Annotated in this window: 18 protein-coding genes; 11 read left to right on the top strand and 7 right to left on the bottom strand. The window is 72.5% G+C overall.

Annotation, left to right across the window (positions count from 1 at the left end):
• Positions 1-386: 386 nt before the first annotated feature.
• From ACFTZC_RS07785 to ACFTZC_RS07775, 3 genes are read right to left on the bottom strand one after another with little or no spacing between them, the layout of a single operon-like run.
• Positions 387-1283: a biotin-dependent carboxyltransferase family protein gene (locus tag ACFTZC_RS07785; RefSeq protein ID WP_382887872.1), complete on the bottom strand. Its 897-nt coding sequence runs from the start codon at positions 1281-1283 to the stop codon at positions 387-389.
• The gene (locus ACFTZC_RS07780; protein ID WP_382887871.1) at positions 1280-1927 is read right to left on the bottom strand and encodes an allophanate hydrolase subunit 1; all 648 of its coding nucleotides are present in this window, start codon (positions 1925-1927) and stop codon (positions 1280-1282) included. Before ACFTZC_RS07780 ends, ACFTZC_RS07785 begins: the two co-directional genes overlap by 4 nt.
• A complete protein-coding gene (locus ACFTZC_RS07775) occupies positions 1924-2685 on the bottom strand; it encodes a LamB/YcsF family protein (protein WP_382887870.1) in 762 nt (253 codons plus the stop codon). The genes ACFTZC_RS07780 and ACFTZC_RS07775 overlap by 4 nt, the downstream gene beginning before the upstream one ends.
• A 367-nt stretch (positions 2686-3052) precedes the next feature.
• Between ACFTZC_RS07775 and ACFTZC_RS07770 the strand changes: the two genes are divergently transcribed.
• A complete protein-coding gene (locus ACFTZC_RS07770; protein ID WP_382887869.1) occupies positions 3053-4912 on the top strand; it encodes a glycoside hydrolase family 9 protein in 1860 nt (619 codons plus the stop codon).
• A gap of 85 nt (positions 4913-4997) precedes the next feature.
• Here the strand turns inward: ACFTZC_RS07770 and ACFTZC_RS07765 are convergent, their stop codons facing one another.
• The 4 genes from ACFTZC_RS07765 to ACFTZC_RS07750 all read right to left on the bottom strand — a co-directional run bounded on the left by ACFTZC_RS07765 (position 4998) and on the right by ACFTZC_RS07750 (position 11669).
• Positions 4998-6209 carry an aldose epimerase family protein gene (locus tag ACFTZC_RS07765; protein ID WP_382887866.1) on the bottom strand — a complete coding sequence of 404 codons (1212 nt, stop codon included), beginning with the start codon at positions 6207-6209 and terminating at the stop codon, positions 4998-5000.
• A gap of 86 nt (positions 6210-6295) precedes the next feature.
• The gene (locus tag ACFTZC_RS07760) at positions 6296-8848 is read right to left on the bottom strand and encodes an alpha-L-arabinofuranosidase C-terminal domain-containing protein (protein WP_382887864.1); all 2553 of its coding nucleotides are present in this window, start codon (positions 8846-8848) and stop codon (positions 6296-6298) included.
• A 233-nt stretch (positions 8849-9081) separates the two neighbouring features.
• A complete protein-coding gene (locus tag ACFTZC_RS07755) occupies positions 9082-10422 on the bottom strand; it encodes a Gfo/Idh/MocA family protein (RefSeq protein WP_382887862.1) in 1341 nt (446 codons plus the stop codon).
• Positions 10423-10664: 242 nt separating this feature from the next.
• Complete coding sequence (locus ACFTZC_RS07750) at positions 10665-11669, bottom strand: LacI family DNA-binding transcriptional regulator (RefSeq protein ID WP_382887860.1); 1005 nt, start codon at positions 11667-11669, stop codon at positions 10665-10667.
• A gap of 67 nt (positions 11670-11736) precedes the next feature.
• Here ACFTZC_RS07750 and ACFTZC_RS07745 point away from each other — a divergent pair, with 67 nt between their 5' ends.
• The 10 genes from ACFTZC_RS07745 to ACFTZC_RS07700 all read left to right on the top strand — a co-directional run bounded on the left by ACFTZC_RS07745 (position 11737) and on the right by ACFTZC_RS07700 (position 23910).
• Complete coding sequence (locus ACFTZC_RS07745) at positions 11737-12855, top strand: Gfo/Idh/MocA family protein (protein WP_382887858.1); 1119 nt, start codon at positions 11737-11739, stop codon at positions 12853-12855.
• Positions 12852-13781 (top strand): PmoA family protein, encoded by a 930-nt coding sequence (locus tag ACFTZC_RS07740; RefSeq protein ID WP_382887856.1) that lies wholly within the window; start codon positions 12852-12854, stop codon positions 13779-13781. The genes ACFTZC_RS07745 and ACFTZC_RS07740 overlap by 4 nt, the downstream gene beginning before the upstream one ends.
• Positions 13778-14521, top strand: a complete 744-nt coding sequence (locus tag ACFTZC_RS07735; protein WP_382887853.1) for a cupin — start codon at positions 13778-13780, stop codon at positions 14519-14521. Before ACFTZC_RS07740 ends, ACFTZC_RS07735 begins: the two co-directional genes overlap by 4 nt.
• Positions 14522-14566: 45 nt before the next feature.
• Complete coding sequence (locus ACFTZC_RS07730; RefSeq protein ID WP_382887851.1) at positions 14567-15847, top strand: ABC transporter substrate-binding protein; 1281 nt, start codon at positions 14567-14569, stop codon at positions 15845-15847.
• Positions 15848-16789 (top strand): carbohydrate ABC transporter permease, encoded by a 942-nt coding sequence (locus tag ACFTZC_RS07725; protein WP_382887849.1) that lies wholly within the window; start codon positions 15848-15850, stop codon positions 16787-16789.
• Positions 16786-17670: a carbohydrate ABC transporter permease gene (locus ACFTZC_RS07720; protein WP_382887847.1), complete on the top strand. Its 885-nt coding sequence runs from the start codon at positions 16786-16788 to the stop codon at positions 17668-17670. The genes ACFTZC_RS07725 and ACFTZC_RS07720 overlap by 4 nt, the downstream gene beginning before the upstream one ends.
• The gene (locus ACFTZC_RS07715) at positions 17667-18281 is read left to right on the top strand and encodes a hypothetical protein (RefSeq protein ID WP_382887845.1); all 615 of its coding nucleotides are present in this window, start codon (positions 17667-17669) and stop codon (positions 18279-18281) included. Before ACFTZC_RS07720 ends, ACFTZC_RS07715 begins: the two co-directional genes overlap by 4 nt.
• A 302-nt stretch (positions 18282-18583) precedes the next feature.
• The gene (locus ACFTZC_RS07710) at positions 18584-20356 is read left to right on the top strand and encodes an FG-GAP repeat domain-containing protein (RefSeq protein ID WP_382887843.1); all 1773 of its coding nucleotides are present in this window, start codon (positions 18584-18586) and stop codon (positions 20354-20356) included.
• 331 nt (positions 20357-20687) lie between these two features.
• A complete protein-coding gene (locus ACFTZC_RS07705) occupies positions 20688-22439 on the top strand; it encodes a lysyl oxidase family protein (RefSeq protein ID WP_382887841.1) in 1752 nt (583 codons plus the stop codon).
• Between the two features lie 262 nt (positions 22440-22701).
• Complete coding sequence (locus ACFTZC_RS07700) at positions 22702-23910, top strand: S8 family peptidase (RefSeq protein ID WP_382887839.1); 1209 nt, start codon at positions 22702-22704, stop codon at positions 23908-23910.
• The last annotated feature ends 50 nt before the right edge of the window (positions 23911-23960 follow it).

Below are 23960 nucleotides of genomic sequence, written 5' to 3'. Positions count from 1 at the left end.
TGCCGCCGCGGGGGGTGGGGCCGCGGGCGGGGGGGGGGGGGCGGGGGGGCGGGGGGCGCCCGGGGGGGGGGCCCCCCCCCCCCCCGGGGGCGCCCCCCCCGCCCCGGCGGCGGACGCACGAAGGCCCCGGCTGGACGGGGGATTCCAGCCGGGGCCGTTCGGGTGCGGTCGCGGAGGGCGGTCGCCTCTCGGCGGTTCCCGGGCGCTCGGGGGAAGGCCCGGGGACACGGTTCCCTCCGCGTCCACATATGTATGAACGGTAAACCATTGCATCGCGTTCCCGTTCCGCGCCCCGTTCTTCTATGAGACGGACCACAGTCGCGTTCCCAGCCCGGACCAGTACTCGGACCAGTACTCGGACCGGTGCCCGGAGCCGTGGCGCCGGATCAGCGGCCGGCCCCGTAGCGGCGGAAGCGCACGGCCGCGCCCGGCGGAAGCTGCCCGGCGAGGGAGAGATCGTCCGTGTGGACGACCCCGATGACCGGGTAGCCGCCGGTGACCGGATGATCGGCGAGGAAGAGGATCGGCAGCCCGTTCGGGGGCACTTGGAGCGCGCCGCGGACCATCCCCTCGGCCGGCAGTTCGTCGTGCCTCCCGCGTACGAGGGCGGGGCCGGCCAGCCGCACCCCCACCCGGTTGCTCCGGCTGGTGGCCTCCCAGCGCGCCCGGTACAGGGTCTCGCGGGACCTCGCGTCGAACCAGTCGTCCCGCGGCCCCGGCACCACCCGGAGGGTGAACTCCCGTGGCGGGGCGGCGCACGGCGCCAGATCCACGCCGGGCAGGGGCCCAGCGGCCGGCCCGACGGCCAGCACCTGACCCGCCGTCAGGGGCGGCGGGCCCAGGCCCGAGAGCAGATCGGCCGACCGGGAGCCGAGGGTGGGCGGTACGTCGAGCCCGCCCCGTACGGCGAGATAGGTGCGCAGCCCGGAGGAGGGCGGTCCCAGTTCGAGGACGTGGCCGTCGGCCGCGGCGACCGGGGAGTTCATCCCCGCGGCCGCGCCGTCGAGCCGGACCGGGCAGGGCGCTCCGGTGAGGGCGAGGTGGAGCACGCCCGGTGTCCCGTCCGGGCCGCGGGAGTGGATCCGGGCGCGCAGCCCGCCGAGGGTGATCTCCAGCGCCGCGGTGTTCTCCGGGTTGCCGAGCAGCCGGTTGGCGAGGGTGAGGGAGGCGGTGTCCGCGGCGCCGGACGCCGTCACACCGAGATGGGCCCAGCCGGGCCTGCCGAGGTCCTGGACGGTGGTCAGCGGTCCCGGGGCGAGGATCTCCAGGTGACGCCCGTTCACCGGCCGGTCTCCCGCAGCCGGACGGCCCTGCCGGGTACGAGCAGCGCCGGCGGGTCGCGTCGCTCGTCCCACAGGGTGAGCGAGGTGGTGCCCAGGAGGTGCCAGCCGCCGGGTGAGGGTCGGGGGTAGACGCCGGTGAAGCCGCCCGCCACGGCGACGGAGCCCGCCGGCACCTCGGTGCGGGGCTCCGCGCGGCGGTCCAGCGCGAGCAGCGGGTCGGTGCCGGTCAGATAGCCGAAGCCGGGCGCGAATCCGGCGAAGGCCACGGTGTACCGGGGCGCGGTGTGACGGGCGATCACCTCGGCCTGGGTCAGCCCGGTGCGCCGCGCCACCTCGTCGAGGTCGGCGCCGTCGTACCGTACGGGAACGGTCAGTTCGCCGTGGGGGCCGGCCGTGGGAGGCCGTACGGTACGGGGCGCCCGGGCGCGGCGGATCACCTCGCGGGCGAGCGCCTCGTGCCCGGTGACCCCTGGGTCGTAGGTGATCAGCAGGGTGCGCGCGGCGGCGACCAGGTCCCGTACGCCGCGCGGTGTGTCGTCCGCCAGCGCGGCGCGCAGGGCGAGGACGGCGTCGAGCCCGTCGAGTTCGGCGAGGAGCGCCGCGCTGCCCATGGGCCGCAGAACGGGGCCGGCCGGCGCGGTCATCGCGCGGTGAAGGGCCGGGGGCCGTGGCCCGTACGGGTGAGGGTGTCGCGGAGGCGGCGGGCGATCTCCACCGCGCTCGGGGTGTCGCCGTGGACGCAGAGGGAGTCGGCGCGGACGGGGACGTCGGTGCCGTCGACGGCCTGGACCACTCCCTCGGTGACCAGGCGCAGGGAGCGCGCCACGATCACCTCGGGGTCGTGCAGTACGGCGCCGGACGCACGGCGGGGGACGAGGGTGCCCCGGGGGGTGTACGCGCGGTCGGCGAACGCCTCCTGGAAGCAGGGCAGTCCGGCGCGGTCCGCGTGGCGCAGCCAGGCGCTGCCGGGCAGTCCGAGCACCGGCAGTGCGGGGTCGTAGCGGTGCACGGCCTCGGCCACGGCGGCGGCCTGCTCCTCGTGGTGGACGATCGCGTTGTAGAGGGCGCCATGGGGTTTGACGTAGGTGACACGGGTGCCGGCGAGGCGGGCGAAGCCGTCGAGGGCGGCGATCTGGTAGACGACGTCGTTGACGAGTTCCGGCGGGTCGACGTCGATGAAGCGGCGGCCGAAGCCGGGCAGGTCGCGGTAGCCGACCTGGGCGCCGATCGCGACACCGCGGCGGGCCGCCGCCTCGCAGACGCGCCGCATCACGGTCGGGTCGCCGGCGTGGAAGCCGCAGGCGACGTTGGCGCTGGTGACGAGGGTGAGGAGGGCGTCGTCGTCGCCGAGGCGCCAGGCACCGAAGCCCTCGCCGAGGTCGCTGTTGAGGTCGATCGTCATGGACACACCTGCCAGGTCGGGAGGTTCCGGTTGCGGTCGGGGTTCCGGTCGCTGCTGCGGTTGCGGTTGCGGTCGCTGCTGCGGTCGGGGTGACGGTTGCGGTTGCGGTCGGGGTTCCGATTGCCTTTGCCGTTGCGGTCGGGGTTCCGATTGCCGTTGCGGTCGCGGGGACGGTTCCATCATGTCGGTCCGCGCGGCCCCCTCCCGCGCCCCGCGCCGTACGCTCCGGCCCGGTGGCGGCGCCGGGTTCTTTTCCGCGCCGCACACATTGACCGGTTGACGTGTCCATGCAACGCTCCGATGGGAGCGCTCCCATCACCCGTGCCCCCACCCCGTGTTCGAGCCGCCTGCGAAGGGGACCCCCACCATGCCCGTTCCGACGTATCCGCTCCGCGGTCCGCGCCGTACCGTCTCCTGGCTCGCCGCCGCGGCGCTCTCGGCCGCGCTGCTGGTCACCGGTCCCGCGACCACGTCCGCCGTCGGCGCCGACGTCTCCGGGGGCGCCCGGTCCGCCGCCGCGGACACCCCGGTGCGCGCCAATCAGCTCGGCTATCTGCCGGACGGCCCCAAGCGCGCCACCGTCGTGACCGCGTCGGCCGCGCCGCTCACCTGGCAGCTCAGAAACGCCGCGGGCGCGGTCGTCGCCTCCGGGACCACCACCGTCCGGGGCACCGACACCGCCTCGCGCGACGCCACCCATCTCGCGGACTTCTCCTCCTACACGGGGACGGGAAGCAACTTCACCCTCTCCGTGGACGGGCGGAGCAGCCATCCCTTCGCCATCGGCACCGGGCTCTACCGGGCGCTGCGTTCGGACGCGATGTCCTTCTTCCACCAGCAGCGCAGCGGTATCGCGATCGACGCGTCGCTCGCGGGCACGGGGTACGGGCGGCCCGCCGGACATCTCGGGGTCGCGCCGAACAAGGGCGACACGAGCGTGCCCTGCCAGGCCGGGGTCTGCGACTACAGCCGCGATGTGCGGGGCGGCTGGTACGACGCGGGGGACCACGGCAAGTACGTCGTCAACGGGGGCCTCTCCACCTGGCTGATGGTCAACACGTACGAACGCGCCGGACGGGCCGGTACGGCCGGGGCGCTGGGCGACTCCACGCTCCGGATCCCGGAGCGCGGCAACGGCGTCCCCGACGTGCTGGACGAGGCGCGCTGGGAGCTGGACTTCCTGATACGGATGCAGGTACCGGCGGACAAACCGCGCGCGGGGATGGCGTTCCACAAGATCCATGACGCCGCCTGGACGGCGCTGCCCACCCGGCCCGAGCAGGACGGCCAGCAGCGGGAGCTGCATCGCCCGTCGACGGCGGCGACCCTCAACCTGGCGGCCACCGCCGCCCAGTGCGCCCGGGTCTATGCCCCGTACGACGCGGCGTTCGCGGCCCGTTGCCTGGATTCGGCCCGGCGCGCCTGGACGGCGGCCCGCGCCAACCCGGCGCTGATCGCGCCGGATTCGGACGGGACGGGCGGTGGCGCCTACGGCGACGCGACGGTGAGCGACGAGTTCTACTGGGCCGCCGCCGAGCTGTACGCGACGACCGGGGAGGCCGCGTACCGCGACGCCGTCACCACCTCGCCCTGGCACACCTCCGCGGGCGCCCTCACCGCGTTCGGGTTCGGCTGGGCCGACACGGCGGCGCTCGGCCGGCTCACCCTCGCCACCGTGCCCACCGGGCTGGCCGCGTCCGACACGGCCCGGATCCGCGCCTCGGTGACCGCGGCCGCCGACGGCCACCTCGCCACGATGGCGGGCCAGGGGTACGCGGTACCGCTCCCCGCGAGCGGGTACGTGTGGGGCTCGAACGGCCAGGTCGCCAACAACGCGGTGGTGCTGGCCGTGGCGTACGACCTGACGGGCGGGCAGCGCTACCGCGCCGGGGCGATCGAGACGCTCGACTACCTGCTGGGCCGCAACGCGCTCGACCTGTCCTACGTCACCGGGTACGGCGAGCGGTCGTCGCAGAACCAGCACCACCGGTTCTGGGCGCACCAGGCGGACCCGTCGCTCCCCCGCCCGCCGGCGGGCTCGCTCGCGGGCGGGCCCAACGCGGGGCTTCAGGACCCGGTCGCGCAGGAGCGGCTGCCCGGGTGCGCGCCCGCCGCCTGCTACATCGACGACATCGGCTCGTACTCCACCAACGAGGTGGCGGTCAACTGGAACGCCCCGCTGGTGTGGCTCGCGGCCTTCGCCGCCGAGCCGTCCACCCGCGGCTGAACCGCCCCCGCGTGTGGCTGAGCGGTGCCGCGCCGTGCGGAGACGGGCCCCCGAGCGTGTCGGGGGCCCGTCTCCCGGTGGGTGCTCAGGCGTGGAAGGAGTGCTCCGTCGTGGACCGGTAGGTGTCCCCCGGACGCAGGACGGTCGAGGGGAACGAGGGCTGGTTCGGGGAGTCGGGGAAGTGCTGGGTCTCCAGGCACAGGCCGTCGCCCTGCCGGTAGATCCGGCCCGAGGTGCCGGTCAGGGTACCGACGAGGAAGTTCCCCGAGTAGAACTGCACCCCCGGCTCGGTCGTCGCGATCCGTACCGTGCGCCCGGAGCCCGGGTCCCGGAGGGTGGCCGCGGGCCGGGGCGCGGCGGTGAGGCCCTTGTCGAGCACCCAGTTGTGGTCGAAGCCCTGGCCGCGCACGAGCTGGGGGTGGCCCGCGCGGATGTCCCGGCCCACGGGCTTGCCCGTACGGAAGTCGAAGGGCGTCCCGGCCACCCTCGCCAGCTCCCCCGTCGGGATCAGGGTGGTGTCGACGGGGGTGAAGCGGGAGGCCTCCAGGGTCAGTTCATGGCCGTACACATCGCCGCTCCCCTCCCCGGCGAGGTTGAAGTAGGTGTGGTTGGTGAGGTTGACGACGGTGGCCCGGTCCGTGGTGGCCGCGTAGTCGATGCGCCAGGTGCCCCGCGGTGTGAGGGTGTACGTCACCTTCGCCTTGAGGGTGCCGGGGAAGCCCATCTCTCCGTCGGGGCTGATGTGGCGCAGGACGAGGCCCACCCCGGTGGTGTCCGTAAAAGGCTCGACGTCCCAGACTCTCTTGTCGAACCCCTTGGTGCCGCCGTGCAGGGTGTTCGGCCCGTCGTTCAGGGGGAGTTGGTGGGTCCGGCCGTCGAGGGTGAAGCGGCCCCCGGCGATCCGGTTCCCGTACCGCCCGATCAGGGCGCCGAAGAAGGTGGTCGCCGTGAGGTAGTCGTCCAGGTTGTCGAAGCCGAGGGAGACGTTCGTGGAGCGGCCGCGGCGGTCGGGGATCTCCAGGGACTGGACGATGCCGCCGTAGCTGAGCACCTTGAGCCGGGTGCCGCCGTTCTCCAGGGTCCAGCGGTGCACCTTGGTGCCGTCGGCGAGCCGGCCGAAGAGCTCGCGGGTGGGGGCCCTGCCCCCCGAGGCGGCCCGGGCCTGGCCGGTCACGGCGGCGGTGAGGCCGACCGCGGCGGCGCCCGCTAGCACGGTGCGTCTGGACGCCGGGCCGGCGCCCGTCCGGTGGCGGTCCTTCGTCGCTTCCGCTTCTGTGTGCAGCGGCTCAGTGGTCATGCGTGCGGCTCCTGACAGAGGGGATGAGAGGTGTGGGTGGTGGAGGTCGTACGGCGCCCCGTTGGCGGCCCGCGGAACGGTGGGTGTCACCGCAGTCCCAGGCGTACGAAGGTGATCGAGTTCGGCGGGAAGGTGTGGGTGAAGCGCGCGCCGGCCCCGGTGAGGGTGGAGGTGCGCGGTGTGATCGGCTGCTCGTCGGCGGTGTTGACGGCGTCCGGGTCGCCGCTGAGGGTGGTCAGCCGCGCGGTGGACGCGACGCGGGTGGACCGGCCGAGGTCGATGGTGGTGCGGGCCGCGGCGTCCTGGGCGTTGACGACCTTGACGACGAGGTCCTTCCCGTCGCGCGTGACGACCTGCCGGAAGGGTTCGGCCACCTTGTCGTCGGTGAAGCTGCCCCACTCCTCGCCGTCGAGGAAGAGGGTGACCTCGCGGTCCCGGACCGAGACACGCAGGTCGTACGCGCGGCCGGTCTCGATCGTCGTGCTGTCCTCGGTCATCGACTGCTTGGCGCCGCCGACCGCCTTCTCCACGGCGGAGCGGGTGTTGTTCCAGCCGCCGAGGTTCCACCAGTAGTAGTTCCCGGTGTCCTTGACGCCGAAGGCGACCAGGAAGCCCTCCTTGCCGGAGCGCTTGGTGGCCTTCACGTTCAGGTCGTAGTTCCGCCAGGCCGGGTCGCCCGCCGTGACCAGGGTGTTCTCGGCCACCGCGTCGGACTGGACGTAACGGCCGTCCTCGACGGTCCAGGCGCCGGCGCCCGCCGCCTTCGTCCAGCGGCCGTCGCCGTCGGAGAAGTCGTCGTCGAGGAGTGTGGTGCCGTCCTCGCCGGTGACGCGTACGTCGTCGTAGGCGGCGCTGGTGGCCCAGGTGGAGAGGCCGACGGCGCCCTCGATCGGGCCGGAGAGCGCCGGGGTGGTACTCGCCGTGCTCGGGACGACCCGGTCCCCGGTGTTCGTCATGAACAGCTTCTGCGTCTCGTAGCTGGTCGAGCCCCAGGACCGGGTGTTGTCGAACCAGATCATGTCGGGCCGCCACTGCACGGCGCCGGTGTGGGCCAGCAGCGGGGCGTACGAGGCGAGTTTGACGACGTCCGCGTTGCGTTCGAGGCCGGTCATGAAGGCGGCTTCGGCGAGCGCGTTGCGGAAGCGGTTGTCCTGGGAGGCGTACTCGCCGAGGAACACCTTGGGCCCCGAGCGGTCGTAGCCGTCGTAGCGGTCGTTGTTCTCCAGGAACCACTGCGGGCTGCGGTAGTAGTGCTCGTCTACCATGTCGACCTTCGCGTCCCGGTTGAGCTGCCAGGCCCGGTCGAAGGTGGTACCGCTCGCGTCGGGGCCGGAGTTGGAGATGACGGTGATGTCCGGGTACCGGGCCTCGACTGCCTTCCTGAACTCGGTGAAGCGCTCGAAGAACGCGTCGGGCAGGTTCTCCTCGTTGCCGACCTCGATATGGGTGAGGCCGAAGGGCTTCGGATGCCCCATGGCCGCCCGTTTCCTGCCCCAGGCCGAGGTGGCCGGGCCGTTGGCGAACTCGATCAGGTCCAGGGTGTCCTGGACGTGGCGCCGCAGCAGGGCCGGGTCGTCGGTCACCTGGTTCTGGCCGCATCCGGTGACGAGGGCGGGCACCACCGGCAGGGCCATCGCGCCGATGTCCTCGGCGTACTGGAAGTACTCGTAGTAGCCGAGTCCGTAACTCTGGTTGTAGCCCCAGAAGTTGGCGTTGGTCGCGCGCTGCTCGACCGGTCCGATCGTGTCCTTCCACTGGTAGGACCGCTTGCGCTGCCAGCCCGACTCCTCGTCGTACCCCTCATGGCTGCCGGTGTTGACGAGGCAGCCGCCGGGGAAGCGGACGAACCCGGGCTTCAGGGCGGCGATCTTCTCGGCGAGGTCCTTGCGCAGTCCGCCGGGGCGGCCCTTGTAGGTGTCCCGGGGGAAGAGCGAGACCATGTCGAGCCGTACGGTGCCGGTGCCGCCCGCGGTGACGGCGAGGCGCCCCGCGGTGCTCGTGGCGGTGGCGGTGAGGGTGGCGGTGTACCGGGTCCAGGTGTCGCCGCGCGCGGTGACGCGCAGCGGGGGCGCGAGGGCGGCGCCGTCGGCGTCGCGCAGGGCGAGTGTGAGGGGGGTGCCGGCGGGCCGGTCGGTGCGCGCCCACACGGAGACGTCGTACCGCTTGCCCTCGGCCACCGCGATCCCGGTGCTGTAGCCGGAGTTGACGACGCCGGTGCCCTCGGCCGACCCGTCGGGGTCCAGCCGCAGATAGGTCCGGTTGCGCTCGTGGAGTCGGTCGCCGTCGTCGACGGCGGTGACCGTGCCGGTGCCGGTGGGGGTCCACGCGGTCATCGGTGTGTAGGAGGCGTTGTCGGCCCGGCTGTACTCGAACGACCGGTTCTGGACGAGTTCGGCGTACAGGCCGCCGTCCGCGGCGCGGTTGATGTCCTCGTAGAAGACGCCGTACATGGTGTCGTCGATCCGGGGGCCCGTACCGCGGGTGTCGATGTCGAGCGTGTAGTCGGTGGTGTCCTGGGCGGTGTTCACGGCGGTGTCCCGCGCCGTCTCCCGCGCGGCACTCGCGGGCGCCTGGAGCGCGTTGGCCGTCACCAGGAGCGCCACGGCCGTGAGAGCCGGCCTCCAGCGTGTGCGTGGCATGAGTGTCTGCGGCTCCTCGTTCGATATCTCGGACGATGGTCAGAACTTCGAACGGCAAGATAGGGAGGAGCGTGCGGAGGCGTCAATGGTTCGCGCAGAGCCGGATGAATCCGGGGTGGCGGAGTGCGGACGCGCCGATGCCCGGACCGGTGTGGTCCGGGCATCGGTGTGCCGACTCGGCGGTGCCGCACGGCAGTTGGGGCCAGAGGCGAGGAGTGTGCCCGGGCCCCGGGTCAGATGTCCAGGACGTCGCGGGTGTGGACCGGCAGCCCGGTGGCGAGGGACTCGTTGGCGGCCAGGCCGGTCACCAGCGACCGGGCGCCGTCGGCGGCGTCCGCCGCCCGCCCCAGCGCGTCGGAGCCGTCCCCGGGTGCGCCGAAGAGGTCGGCGAGCATCCGTACGTCCCCGCCTCCGTGGCCGCCCTCCCCGGTCGCCACCTTCACCTCGCGCGGCTCCGCCCAGAAGGGCCGGAGCAGCAGCTCCGTCCGCCCCGCGGTGTCGCCCACCGCCGCCCCGTGCAGCACGGCGCCGCCGCCCGCCGCGCGCGCGGCGGGCCGGGCCCAGGTGGACTCCTCGACCAGCAGCTCCAGCCGGCCCCGGCTCCCGTTGAACGCGATCCGGTATCCCTCCCAGGGGGCGTACGCCGTGAGGTGGTAGGTCAGGGTCGCCCCCGACGCGTACCGCACCAGGACCGCCATGTCGTCCTCGATGGTGACCCCGGGGCCGAACACGTTCTGGTCGCGGTGGTAGCCGTCCTCGCCCTCCGCGTCCAGGTAGAGGGAGGTGAGCGCGGGTGAGTCCGTCAGCCGCACCGCGAAGGGGTCGTCCTCGGCGGCCGGGGCGCCGTGGGCCCGGTCGTACTCCCGGGCCAGCCCCCGGCGCCGCCCGTTCTCGGCGCCGTAGAAGAACAGGCCGCCCTGTGCGAAGACCGTCCGCGGGGTGCTGTCCAGCCACCAGTTGACCAGGTCGAAGTGGTGGGTCGCCTTGTGCACCAGCAGGCCGCCGGAGTTCGCCTTCTCCCGGTGCCACCGCCGGAAGTAGTCCGCGCCGTGCCGCAGGTCCAGCAGCCACTCGAAGTGGACCGAGCCCACCTCTCCGATCGCGCCCGAGGCGAGGGTCTCCCGTACCGCCGCGTGCACCGGGTTGTACCGGTAGTTGAACGCCACCCGTACCTCGCGCCCCGTCCGCCGCCGGGCGTCGAGGATCCGCCGCGCCTTGGCCGCGTCCGTCGTCATCGGCTTCTCGGTCACCACGTCGCACCCGGCCTCCAGGGCCTCGACGATGTACCGGTCGTGCGTACGGTCCACGCTGCACACCACCACCAGGTCCACCCGCTCGCGGCGCAGCATCTCCCCGAACGCGTCGGCGCCGTAGGCGGGTACGGGCGGCAGCCCCGGGCGCGCGGCGGCCAGCCACTCGTTGTGGACGGCCATCCGGTGCCCGTTGACGTCGCAGAACCCCACCAGTTCCACGCGGTCCGCGTACTCCCCCGCCAGCGCCTCGGTGAACAACTGCGCCCGGGCGCCCAGACCCACCACGGCACAGCGACGACGACGCACGGTGGGGTCCTGCATGGGGATCTCCGCTCGCTCGGGTGAGGATCCCGGGTCGGGAGTCCGGGATCTCCGCGGCAACGATTGCATGCCGGCGCGTCACCGACAAGGGCGCCCTCCGGCGGTGTGTTCGCTGCTGATTCCGGAGATTTCATTGACTCGATCGTTCTTGCGGGCGTAACTTCCCGGCCAGTTGGAAACTGACTGGCAACGTTTGCAGACACTCGCTCCCCCCTCGACCGAAGGGCTCGGAAGTGCGCAGGTCAGCCCCGGCCGACGACGGCCGTCGACCCCCGTACCACGAGGTGGGTCGGCAGGACGCGCTGCAGGGGTTCGGCGCCTTCGACGGCCGGGGTTCCCAGGATCCGGAAGAGCAGGTCGACGGCGGCCCGCGAGCCGTGCGACTTGGGTACGGAGACGGTGGTCAGCGGCGGGGCTGCCATTCCGGACAGGGCGATGTCGTCGCAGCCGACCACGCTCATCTCCTCCGGCACCCGGACGCCCCGCGCGGTGAACCGGCTGATCAGTCCGAACGCAACGATGTCGTTGAAGGCCACCACCGCGCTCGCGCCGCTGGCCAGCACCACGTCGGCCGCGCCGGTGATGCCCCCGTCGAAGTGCGGCGCGACGCTCCCGACATGGACGATCTCGACCTTGCCGGTCTCGGCCATGGCCTCGATCCCGGCCGCGCGTTCACGCGCCGCCCAGGTGGAGCGCGGCCCGCCCACGTAGGCGATCCTGCGGTGTCCGAGGGCGTGCAGATGGGTGAGCGCGTCGCCCATGCCCTCGACGAGATCGGCGGTGACACTCGCGAAGCCGGGCTCCTTGCGGTGCAGCAGCACGATCGGCTTGGCGGTCAGGGCGGGCAGCGACGCCAGCTCCTCGCCGCTGAGGTGCGGGGAGCACAGCACGATGCCGTCGACCTCCGGGGCCAGGGTGCGGATCGCGTCCAGCTCCAGGCCCTCGTCGCGCTCGGCGTCGCTGACGAACACGGCGTGGCCGAGTCCGCGCGCCCGCGCCTGCACCCCCTTGCAGATGTCCGCGAAGAACGGGTTCAGCAGATCCGGCACGATCAGTCCGAGGTGCCCCGTACGCCCGGTGATCAGGCCGCGTGCCGAAGGGTTCGGCTGATAGCCGAGCCGGTCCGCCGCGGCCCGTACCCGCTCGCGCGTCGCCTCGCTCACCGTTCCGCCGGGCGCCAGCGCCCGGGACACCGTGGACGGGGAGACCCCGGCCACCTTCGCGACCTCTCGAATCGTCACCTGCACGCCCCGAAGGTTGACACCCCGCACCACCGGCGTCAATGAAGATCGGTTTCCATCCGAGGAGCACCGCATGGACCAGTCCCCCGCCCGTCTGCGCGCCGCCGTCGTCGGCACGGGCGCCATCGTCACCGGAAGCCATCTCTCCGCCCTCCGCTCCCACGCCGGCCGGATCGAGCTGGTCGCCGCGGTCGACGTGGACCAGGAACGGCTGGACGCGTTCCGCGCGACGGCCGCCGACGGCGGAATGACGGTCGAGGGGTTCGGCTCGCTCGACGCGATGCTCGGCGCCGTCCGCCCCGACCTGGTCCTCATCGGCACCCCGCCCTCCCTGCACCGCGCGCAGACGGTCGCCGCGCTGGAGGCGGGCGCCTGGGTGCTGTGCGAGAAGCCGCTGACCCTGACGCTGGCGGAGTACGACGAGATCGCCGCGGCCGAGGCGGCGTCCGGGGCGTACGCCTCGGTGGTCTTCCAGCACCGGTACGGCTCCGGGGCGGCGCACGCCCGGGAGCTGATCGCGGGCGGCGAACTGGGCGCCCCGCTGGTCGCGCACTGCCAGACCACCTGGCACCGCGACAGCGCGTACTACGCGGTGCCGTGGCGCGGCCGGTGGTCCAGCGAGGGCGGCGGCCCCACGATGGGGCACGGCATCCACCAGTACGACCTGCTGCTGCATCTGCTGGGCGACTGGACCGAGATCCGCGCCATGGCGTCCCGGCTGGTCCACGACACGGAGAGCGAGGATGTCTCGACGGCGCTGGTGCGGTTCGCGAACGGCGCCCTCGCCACCGTCGTCAACAGTGTCCTGTCGCCGGACGAGGTGAGCCGGATCCGGATCGACTGCGCCGACGCCACGGTCGAGCTGACGCACCTTTACGGCCATACGAACGCGGACTGGGTCTACACCCCGGCCCCGCATGTCGGGGCGGAGCGGGCCGACGCCTGGCGCACCCCGGCGGCGGATGTGCCCAGCTCGCACGCGGCCCAACTGGGCGCCGTACTCGACGCGATGGCGGCCGGGGTCCGGCCGCCGGGCAGCGGCGCCGACGCGCGGCGCACGGTCGAATTCGCCGCGGCACTCTACAAGGCGGCGTTCAGTGGGCAGCCTGTGCACGCGGGCGGGATCACCCCCACCGACCCCTACTACACGGCCATGCACGGCGGCCACCCCGACTGGAGCCCCCAGCGATGACGATTCAGGTCACCCACACCCACGGCGAGCGGATCTCGGTCCGCCACGGCGGCGTCGAGCTGCTGTCCTACGTCTACCGGCCCGATCCAGACCCCTTCGAGGCGCGGAAACCGTACATCCATCCCCTGCGCACCCTCGCGGGCCGCCCGGTCACCGGCTACCGCCCCAACGACCACCGGTGGCACAAGGGGCTGCAGATGACGGCCAGCCATCTGTCCGGGCAGAACTTCTGGGGCGGCAACTCGTACGTCCACGGCGAGGGGTATCTGCCGATCCGCGAGCGGGTCGGTTCGATGCGCCACGACGGTTTCCCCGTCTTCGCGGTGGAGGAGAACCGGTTCGGCTTCGCCGAGGACCTCACCTGGGTGGAGAACGGCGGCGCCGAGTGGGCCCGTGAGGAGCGCGGCATCACCGTCCACTCGGTGGACGAGGACGCCGGCGCCTGGGCGCTGGACTGGACGATCCGGCTGACGAACCTGCGCGCCGAGCCGCTGCTGTTCGGCTCGCCGACCACCGCGGGGCGCGAGATGGCCGGGTACACCGGGCTCCAGTGGCGCGGCCCCCGCGACTTCACCGGCGGCGCCGTCCTCGGCCCGCCCGGCGCGGGTGAGCCCGAACCGGAGAACCTGATGGGGACGCAGGGCCCCTGGCTGGCCTTCACCGGCGAGCACGACGACGTGGACGGGCACTCCACGCTGGTCTTCGCGCACGCGCCGGAGAACGACGAGGACAACGGCGCGATCCACGCCTCGCACTGGTTCGTACGCTCCGAGCCCATCCCGACCGTGGCGTTCTCCTGGGCGTTCTTCGAGGAGTTCGCGCTCCCGCCGGGCGAGTCCTTCGCGTACCGCTACCGGGTGGTCGTCGCCGACGGCGCCTGGGACCGCGAGCGGGTCGGCGCGCACCTCAAGGGCCTGCCGTGGTGAGCCTGCCGCACCCGCTGCCGGGGGCCGTCGGGCTCTCGCACCTGAGCGCCTACGACTGGGAGGCGGCCGACGGGGTGTGCGGCGGCAGCCCGCATCTGCACCTGGTGTGCACGGAGGCGTATGTCGTCACGGGCGGCCGGGGCGCGGTGCAGACGCTGTCGCCCGATGGCTACCGGGAGACGCCGCTGGAGCCCGGCGCCGTGGCCTGGTTCACGCCGGGCACCGTGCACCGCATGGTGCAGGGCGGCGGGCTGCGCATCACGGTCCTGATGCAGAACAGCGGTCTGCCGGAGGCCGGCGACGCCGTCTTCACCTTTCCGCCCGACTATCTCGCCGACCCCGAACGGTACGCCGCCGCGGCGACGCTGCCCGCGAAGTCCGGCCCCGAGGCGGAGGCCGCCGCGCGGAAGCGCAGGGATCTCGCCGTGAGCGGCTATCTGGTCCTGCGGGAGGCGCTGGAGGCGGGTGACAACGGCCCGTACCGGGAGTTCCAGCGGGCCGCGGCCCGGCTGATCCGCCCCAAGGTGGCCGCGTGGCGGGAGCTGTGGCGGGCCGGCGCGCTGGCGACGGCGGAGCGCACGGGCGCGCAGCTCGACGCGCTGGAGGCCGGGGAGCCGGAGTATCTGGCCGGTTCACGGGCGTACGACAGCGGTCCCAGCCGGCTGGGCGGTTACGGCATGTGCGGGCGCCGCGACGAGTACGAGCTGCCCGGGACGACCCTCCCGCAGCCGGGCGCGTAACCACCGCACACCAGCACGTACAGGGAAAGGAGAAGTGAGTCCAGCATGCCCGGAAACAGGACGACGAGGTCCTGCGCGCTCCTCGTGACGCTCACGCTCACCGCCCTGCTCACCGCCTGCGGCGGGGGCGAGGGGACGAGCACCGGCGGGAAGGTGACCCTGCGCTACACCTGGTGGGGGAACCCCGACCGGGCGGCCCGTACCGATGAGGCCGTCGCGCTGTTCGAGAGCAGGCACCCGGGGATCGTCGTGCAGACGTCGTTCGCCGGCTACGACGCGTACAAGCAGAAGCTGGCCACGCAGGCGGCCGGCGGCGACGCGCCCGATGTGATGCAGCTCGACTACCGGATGATCGACCAGTACGCGACGGGCGGGGTCCTGCTGGACCTCGGTACGCAGCCGAAGGCCCTGCGGACGGACGAGATCGACCCGGGGCTGCTGGCCACCGGGGCGGTGGACGGCACGCAGTACGCGCTCGTGCAGGCGCGCGGCACGGAGGCCGTCGTGTACGACGCGAAGGAGTGGCGGGCGGCCGGGGTCGCCCCGCCGCGGGCGGGCTGGACCTGGAACGACTGGGCGGACGCGGTACGGCAGTTGGCGGAGCGTACCGGGAAGCCCGGCGCCGTCGACCCCGGCCAGAGCGAGGACTGCTTCGAGGTGTGGCTGCGCGGCCAGGGCAAGTCCCTCTACACGGAGGGCGGCGGGCTCGGTTTCACGGCCGGGGACCTGGCGCGCTGGTGGACCTTCACCGACGGGCTGCGGCGCGAGGGCGCGGTCTCCCCGGCGGAGCAGACGACACAGCTCGACGGTTCGGTGGAGAACACCCCGCTCGGCCGCGGCAAGGCCGTCTCCGACTTCAACTGGGACGCGCCGTCGAGCGGCTTCACGCCGCTCGTGGCGAACGGGGTGACCCTGGCGCCGATGCCGTCGGGCGAGGACGGCACGCCGGGGCAGTACTTCAAGCCGTCGATGTTCATGGGCGCCGCCGCCAACACCGGGCATCCGAAGGAGGCGGCCCAGCTCATCGACTTCATGATCAACGACAAGGACGCGGCGAAGATCCTCGGCGCGAGCCGCGGCATCCCGGTCAACGAGTCGATCCGCGCGGACGTGGTCCCCGGGCTCAAGGACTTCGACCGGACGGTCGCCGACTACCAGGCCACGGTCGAGGGCGCCCTCAAGGACCCTCCGCAGGCCCCGCCCTCGGGTGACAGCGCCTTGCAGACCACCTTCAGCCGCGACTACGACCAGGTGTCGTTCGGGCGGATGTCGCCGCGCGAGGCGGCCGAGAACTACGTCACCCAGGCGAAGGCGGAGCTGAGGTAGATGACCACCACCGACATACCCGCGGCCCGGGCACGCGGCGGGGCCTCCCCGGCGCCGCACCGGCCGCGCTGGCGCCGGCGCGAGGGCGCCGCGTGGGTCTTCCTCTCCCCCTGGGTGCTCGGCGCGAGCGTGCTGACGCTGCTGCCGATGGCCGTCTCGCTCTATCTGTCGTTCACCGACTACGACATGTTCAACGCGCCGAACTGGGTGGGGCTGCGCAACTACACGCAGATGTTCACCGAGGACCCGCGCTACTGGCGGTCGGTCGGCGCGACCCTGGGGTACGTCGTGATCGCCGTGCCCCTGCAGCTGGGGCTCGCGCTGGCCGTGGCGCTGGCCTTGAAGTCCGTACGGCGCGGCAAGGGGTTCTACCGGTCCGCGTTCTACGCGCCGTCGCTGCTGGGCGCGTCCATGTCGATCGCGCTGGTCTGGCGGGCGATCTTCAACGACGGCGGCACGGTCGACGAGCTGCTCGGCACCGGCGGCTGGGTCAACCGGCCCGGCTGGGCGCTGCTGGCGGTGGCGCTGCTGACGGTGTGGCAGTTCGGCTCCCCGATGGTGATCTTCCTGGCGGGGCTCCAGCAGATCCCGTCGGAGCTGTACGAGGCGGCGGCCGTGGACGGGGCGAGCCGGTGGCGGCAGTTCCTCTCCATCACGCTGCCGATGCTGTCGCCGGTCCTCTTCTTCAACCTGGTGCTCCAGACCATCCAGGCGTTCCAGGTGTTCACGCCCGCGTTCGCGGTCAGCGCGGGGAAGGGCGGTCCGGCGGACTCCACGCTCTTCTACACGCTGTACCTCTACGACCGCGGCTTCGTCGCCTCGCACATGGGCTATGCCTCCGCCATGGCCTGGGTGCTGCTGCTGGCGATCGGCGCCATCACCGTGGTGCTGTTCCGTACCTCGCGTTCCTGGGTCTTCTACGCCGACGAGGAGGCCCGATGACCACCACGACGACCCCCGCCACCGACCCGACCGCCGTGTCCCGCAAGCCCGTTCCGTGGCGCCGGATCGCCCTGCACGCCGGGTGTCTGGCCGTGCTGCTGGTGATGCTGTATCCGCTGGCCTGGCTGCTGGCCACCTCGCTCAAGCCCGCCGACGAGGTGATCGCCAGTCTCCGGCTGCTGCCGGGAAGGCTGGAGTGGTCGAACTACACGACCGCCCTGGACGGCGTGAACGACGTGACCGTATGGCGGATGCTGTCCAACTCGCTGCTGATCGCGGGCGGCGCGGTCGTGGGCAACGTGCTGAGCTGCTCGCTGGCGGCCTACGCCTTCGCGCGGCTGCGCTTCCGCTTCCGGGGGCCGCTCTTCGCGTTCATGATCGCGACGATCATGCTGCCGCACCACGCGGTGCTGATCCCGCAGTACATCATCTTCAACCAGCTCGGGATGGTGAACACCTACTGGCCGCTGATCCTGCCGAAGTTCCTCGCCACGGAGGCGTTCTTCGTCTTCCTCATCGTGCAGTTCATGCGCGGGCTGCCGCGTGAGCTGGAGGAGGCGGCGCGGATCGACGGCTGCGGTCCGTTCCGCAGCTTCTTCTCGATCATCCTGCCGCTGATCAGGCCCGCGCTGATCACCACGGCGATCTTCACGTTCATCTGGACGTGGAACGACTTCTTCACCCAGCTGATCTATCTCTTCTCCCCGGAGAAGTTCACGCTGACGCTGGCGCTGCGGTCGTTCGTGGACGCCTCCAGCCAGTCGGCGTTCGGCCCGATGTTCGCGATGTCGGTGATCGCGCTGCTGCCGATCGTGCTGTTCTTCCTCGCCTTCCAGCGGTTCCTGGTCGAGGGCATGGCGAACTCCGGGATCAAGGGATGAGCGCGGCGCCGGCCCGGGAGCCGGGCGAGATCTTCGGGCCGCGCGTGACGCTCTTCGCCGATGTGCTGAGCGTCGGTCTGATCACGGCGGTGGTCTGTCTGCCGCTGGTCACCGTGCCCGCGGCGCTCTCCACCGCCTGCGAGGTGCTGCGCGGCGGCCAGCGGGACCGGCCGGCCACCGCGGGCCGGTACCTGACCGTACTGCGGAAGCGGCTGCGCCCCGGCGATCTCGCCGCGGGGGCGCTGGCCCTTGCGGGGGCGCTCCTGCTGGCGGCGGATCTGGCACTGGCCGGCGCCGGGCTGCCGGGGGCGCGGGTGTTCGCCGTGGTAGCGGGGGCGATCGGCGCCTGCGCGGCGGTGATCGGCCTGCGCGCGTGCGCGCGCCCCGAGTCGCTCACCGACTGGCGCCCGGCGGTGCTCGGGGCGGCCCGGGACGTGCCCCGGGACCCGGGCGGCAGCGCGCTGGTGCTGCTCGCGCTGGCCGCGGCCGTGCTCTGCGGCTGGATGATGCTGCCGCTGGCCTTTCTGGCGCCGGGGCCGCTCGCGCTGGCGCTCACCGCGATCGACGTACGGAACCGGGGCGCGGTGCGCGGCGCGCGGTCCGGCCCCTGACGGGAACCGGGTACCGGTCACCGGGCGTTCACCTCCGGCGTACCGGATGACCCCATACCAGCCACATATTCCTCCCCATTCGTACACTGATCGTCCAGCCCCGCTTCACAACTCACTTGCTTTCAGGAGCTGCTGGCGGTTACACCTACGTGCACGACCTGGGGAGGGCGTCATCGCTGACGGGGGCAGCTTCCGCCGTGCCACGAGCCGGCGGTCCGGCGTGTCAGGCCGGCGCGCACACCATCGCACCGCCGCCGCGCCACGTACCGACGGCGCCCTCCCACCCACTGACTGGAGGCTGTATGTCCACTCCCGCGAGACCCCGGGCCCGGTGGCGCCGACGCATCACCCTGCCCGCCGCGCTCACCTGCGCCACGGTGCTGACCGGCGGCGTCCTGGCCGCTCCGGCCTCGGCCGACGGGGCGCCCGGCGGGCCGCAGGGCACCGTCACCCTGCCGGTGCCGGACGGCGCCGAGCGTCCCACGTTCGCCGTCCCGGACCGCAGCTCCGCCAAGTCCAAGGGCTCCGCCTCGGCGCGGGCGGCGGCGCGCGCCGCGGTCAACCGCTCCGACTTCAACGGCAACGGCCTCGGTGAGCTGGTCTACCGGACCAACTACGGCGCCGTATGGGTGGACTGGGCCACCGGCGGCGCCGAGGTCATCCCCGAGGACGCGGCCGAGGTCAAGGACCTGCTCCTGCCCGGCGACCTCACCGGCGACGGCAAGCCGGACATCCTCACTCTCTCCCCCACCGGCGCGCTGCGGCTGCACAACGGCGCGAACGCCACCAGCGACGGCGGGATGACCTCGTACACCACCCTCTCCACAGGGTGGCAGGCGTACAACAAGCTGTTCGTCCCCGGCGACCTGAACGGGGACGGCAAGCCCGATCTGCTGGCGCGCAGCGCGGCGGGGCTCTTCCTCTTCCCCGGCACCGGTACCGGTTTCGGCGCCGGGATCCAGGTCGGTGGCGCCGGGTGGAGCCAGTTCGACCAGCTCATCGGCGTGGACGACCTGAACGGGGACGGCTTCGCCGACATCCTCGTGCGCAACGAGACGGGGCTGTACCTCTACCCGGGCAACGGCAGCGTCAGCGGGTATCCGTTCCAGGAGCGGATCCAGCTCGGCGGCACCGGCTGGCTCCAGTACAACCAGATCGTCGGCGGCTCGGACCTGAGCGGAAACGGCACCCCGGACCTGGTGGCCCGTGCGTACGACGGCACCCTCTACTACTACGAGGGCAACGCCGACGGCACCCTCTCCGCCCGCGAGACGATCGGCGAGAACTGGGGCATGCTCACCCAGTTCGCGGGCGCGGGCAACCCGCCGCACTTCGGCAAGGACGGGGTGTTCGCCCGTACCCCCAACGGCGACCTCTTCTACTACGTCGCCACCGGTACGGGACGCCTCAGCGAGCGGTACCTCGTCGGTGAGGGCTGGGACCCGGCCGACTCGCGGCTGACGCACTCGGTGTCGCTGCGGGCGAACGGCATCTCGGACCTGATCGAGCACAGCACGTACGACGGGGCGCTGTACAACACGGGCCTCTACGCGGCCGACAAGCCGCAGCTCGCGGGCGGTTCGAAGGCGTACAACCTGGTGATGGGCCCGGGGGACCTCGACGGCGACGGCAAGAGCGATCTGCTCTCCCGCAGTTCCACCGCGCTGTACTTCAACGCGGGCAGCGGCAACGGGCTTTCGGTGAAGGCCCGGGTGCAGGTCGGCGGCAGCGGCTGGATGCAGTTCAACACGATCGTCGGCGCCGGTGACCTGACCGGCGACGGCCGCGCGGACCTGGTCGCGCGCAGCTCCGAGGGGCTGTTCCTGTACGCGGGCACGGGCGACGCGAGCGCGCCGTTCGGCCCGAAGTCGCAGGTCGGCGGGGCCGGTTGGAGCCAGTACAACAAGCTCACCGCGCCGGGCGACCTGAACGGCGACGGCCGCGCGGACCTGCTGGCGTCCAACTCGGCGGGCGAGCTGTACTTCTACGCGGGTACGGGCCTGGCCGCCACGCCCTTCAAGGAGCGCGTGAAGATCGGCTCCGGCGGCTGGAACCAGTACGCCGACCTCGTCTGACCGCACCGCCCCCTCCTCCTGGGGACCACGGCGCCCCGGCCGGCTCGTTCGGCCGGGGCGCTCCGTCATGTCCGGGGCCACCGGAGCACGGCCGTCTACCACGTCGGCCACACCGGGGAAAGTGGTCGCACCTCACCTTGGCCGGATCCACGGAAGAGCGTTGAATTCCGGCCAACGATCAGCTACTTCGGGGACCCAGGCAACCGGAGGGCACCTCATCGGATCTCACAGGTTGCTCACAGCTCGGCCCGGCACATCGGGATGTACCGGCACGAACCGCGAGCGTCACCCCCATCCCCCTGCCCCCGTGGCAGAGCCAGACGAGGAACCGATGACCAGACCTCAGCACAGCCGCGCGCGGCGTTCGGCGGTCGCCGGCGCCGCGGCGCTCGCCGTCGTCGCGGGCGTGGCCGGAGCCGCGCCCGTCGCCGGAGCCGCCACGCCCACCGCTCCGCAACTCGACCTGATAGCCGCCTCCACCTCCGTGACACTCAACCGGTGGGAGGGCGAGCCGGGCGTGTACGTGGACCTCGGTACGTATGTCACCGTCGAGGGCGGGCCCCTGGAGTTCCGGGTGAAGCGCGCGGCCGACTACAAGACGCCCGTGGTCGCCCAGCAGATCATCCACAAGGGCGGCACGACCCGGATCAAGACCCTCCCGGAAGGGATGGTGAAGGACTTCACCGGCCTCCAGGACTTCCTGCAGATCACCTTCACCGACGCGGCGGGCAAGAAGGTGCTGTCGACCAGCGAGACCTTCTGCCCGAACAACGCGTCGGGGCGGATCCGGCCCGACGCCCCGGCGACCTCGAAGTATCCGGAGAGCTGCCCGGCCAACCCCTTCACCCTCGGTTCGGTGTGGGGCGTCGAGAACGGGTGGGCGACCAACACCAGCCGGCGGTACGAGGGGACGCCGGTCGATCTGGCGGTCGGCGAGTACACCGCCACCGTCTCCGTGGCGAAGCGCTACCGCGAGCTGTTCAACATGGCGGACAAGCCGCAGACGGTCAAGGTGACCGTGCGGCAGCCCACGGACGACGATGGCGCGGGCTTCGCCCGGTCGGGGCGGAAGCCGGCGGCGTCCGGAGCCCCGGACCACGCCATGGCCGGTCACTCCATGGCAGGCGGCTCCATGGCCGGTCACTCGATGGGCGCGGGACCGAAGGCCGGCGCACCGGCCGCCGCGGCGCACGGCGGCCATCACGACGGCCGGGGCGCGGACGCCCCCACCACGCCCGAGCTCCCGCACGTGCTCAAGAACGGCGGCGCGGCCGTCAGCAGGTCGGCCCAGCCCGGCGACGCCACCGGCAGGAACGACGGTTCGCGGGTCAAGCCCGCGCTGAAGGCCGCGGCCCAGCGCCCGACCGGCCGCGCGAGCGTGCCCGACGTCCCCAAGCCCGACCTGCGGGCCCTGCCCGCCTGGGACATCGCCATCACGGACGGCGAGGACGGCGACATCGCAGGCAAGGACTACCTGGCGTTCAGCGCCAACGTGTGGAACGCGGGTCCGGCTCCGCTGGTGGTGGACGGCTTCCGTACGCCCGGCAAGGACCTGATGGACGCGTACCAGTACTACTACGACGCGTCCGGCAAGCAGGTCGGCTACTCCCCCTCCGGGACGATGGAGTGGGACGCCCGGGTGGGCCACGAGCACTGGCACTTCACGGACTTCGCCAGCTACCGGCTGCTCAGCGCCGACCAGAGCGAGATCGTGCGCAGCGGCAAGGAGGCGTTCTGCCTGGCCAACACCGATGCCATCGACTACACGGTGGAGAACGCCAACTGGGCTCCGTACAACACCGATCTGTCGACCGCGTGCGGTGTGGAGAACTCGATCTCGGTGCGCGAGGTGCTGGACGTCGGCTCCGGGGACACGTACACCCAGTACCGTCCCGGCCAGTCCTTCGACGTCACGGACCTGCCGAACGGCACCTACTACATCCAGGTGATCGCCAACCCCGAGCAGCGGCTGCACGAGACCGACCTGTCCAACAACGTCGCGCTGCGCAAGGTGGTCCTGAAGGGCAAGCCCGGCGCCCGCACGGTGACCGTGCCCCCGCACCACCTGATCACCGCTCCCTGACGAGAGCTGCCCCCTAGGGGCAGACCCTGACCGCCCCGGTCCCGCGCTGCCCACACCGCCCGGGACCGGGGCCTCGCGCCTTCTCCACCGGGCGTGCGCCAAGTCGTTATGTCCGCAGGCGGGTTGATTCTCAATTCCCGTTCATTTCCTTGTCATGTCATGGCTATGACATTCCGTCACTTCCCTTGCTCCGGAACGCCGCTCTCCGCGATCGTTTCTCTACGCACACCCCCGCGCACCACGATGAGGAGGACCCCTCACCATGGCAGTGATACGTACCACCAGGAACCGGATCACCGCGGTCTTCACGGCGGTAGCGGCCACCGCCGCTCTCGGCGCACTCTCCCTGCCCGCCCAGGCGGCGCCCGCGGTCGGCACGGTCGTCGGCGCCGGCGCCCAGGACGCCGTGAGCGGCAGCTACATCGTCACGCTCAAGAAGAGTTCCGGTCTCAAGGCCGCCTCGGCCTCGGGCCGCGGGGTGGTCGCCGAGTACGGCGGCACCGTCAAGCGGACCTACACGGCCGCGCTCAACGGCTACGCCGCCACCCTCTCGGACGCCCAGGCGCGCAGACTCGCCGCCGACCCGGCGGTCGACCAGGTCTTCCAGGACCGCACCGTACGCGCCCTCGGCACCCAGACCAACCCGCCGTCCTGGGGTCTCGACCGGATCGACCAGGCGTCGCTGCCGCTCGACAGCTCCTACACCTACCCCGACTCGGCGGGCGAGGGCACGACCGTGTACGTCATCGACACCGGAGTCCGCATCACGCACCAGGACTTCGGCGGCCGGGCGTCCTACGGGTACGACGCCGTCGACAACGACAACACCGCGCAGGACGGCAACGGCCACGGCACGCATGTCGCCGCCAACGCCGCCGGCACCGCGTACGGTGTCGCCAAGAAGGCCAAGGTCGTGGCCGTCCGGGTGCTCAACAACGCGGGATCGGGGACGACGGCGGGGGTGGTCGCCGGAATCGACTGGGTCACCGCGAACCACAGCGGCCCGTCCGTCGCGAACATGTCCCTCGGCGGCGGCGCCAGCGCGGCGCTGGACACGGCGGTGCAGAACTCGATCGCGAGCGGGGTGACCTACGCGGTCGCCGCCGGGAACAGCAACGCCAACGCGCAGAACTACTCACCCGCCCGGGTCCCGGAGGCGATCACCGTCGGGGCGACGACCAGCACCGACGCGCGGGCGAGCTACTCCAACTACGGCGCGCGGGTGGACCTCTTCGCCCCCGGCAGCTCCATCACCAGCGCGTGGAACTCCTCCGACACGGCGACCAGTTCGATCTCCGGGACCTCGATGGCCAGCCCGCACGTCGCCGGGGCCGCGGCGGTCTATCTCGCCGGGCACCCCGCCGCCACCCCGGCGCAGGTCGCCACGGCGCTCGTGAACGGCGCCACCTCGGGGGTGGTGACCGGACCGGGCAGCGGCTCGCCCAACAAGCTGCTGCGGCTCGTACCGTAAGGGTCCGGCGGCCCGAACGGTGACCCAGGGACGCCCGTCGCCTCTCCGGC

The organism is Streptomyces sp. NPDC056987, assembly GCF_042673865.1.
Lineage (GTDB): Bacteria > Actinomycetota > Actinomycetes > Streptomycetales > Streptomycetaceae > Streptomyces.
Note: the sequence above shows the minus strand (reverse complement) of the source record. Positions and strands in the feature narration are given on the sequence as shown.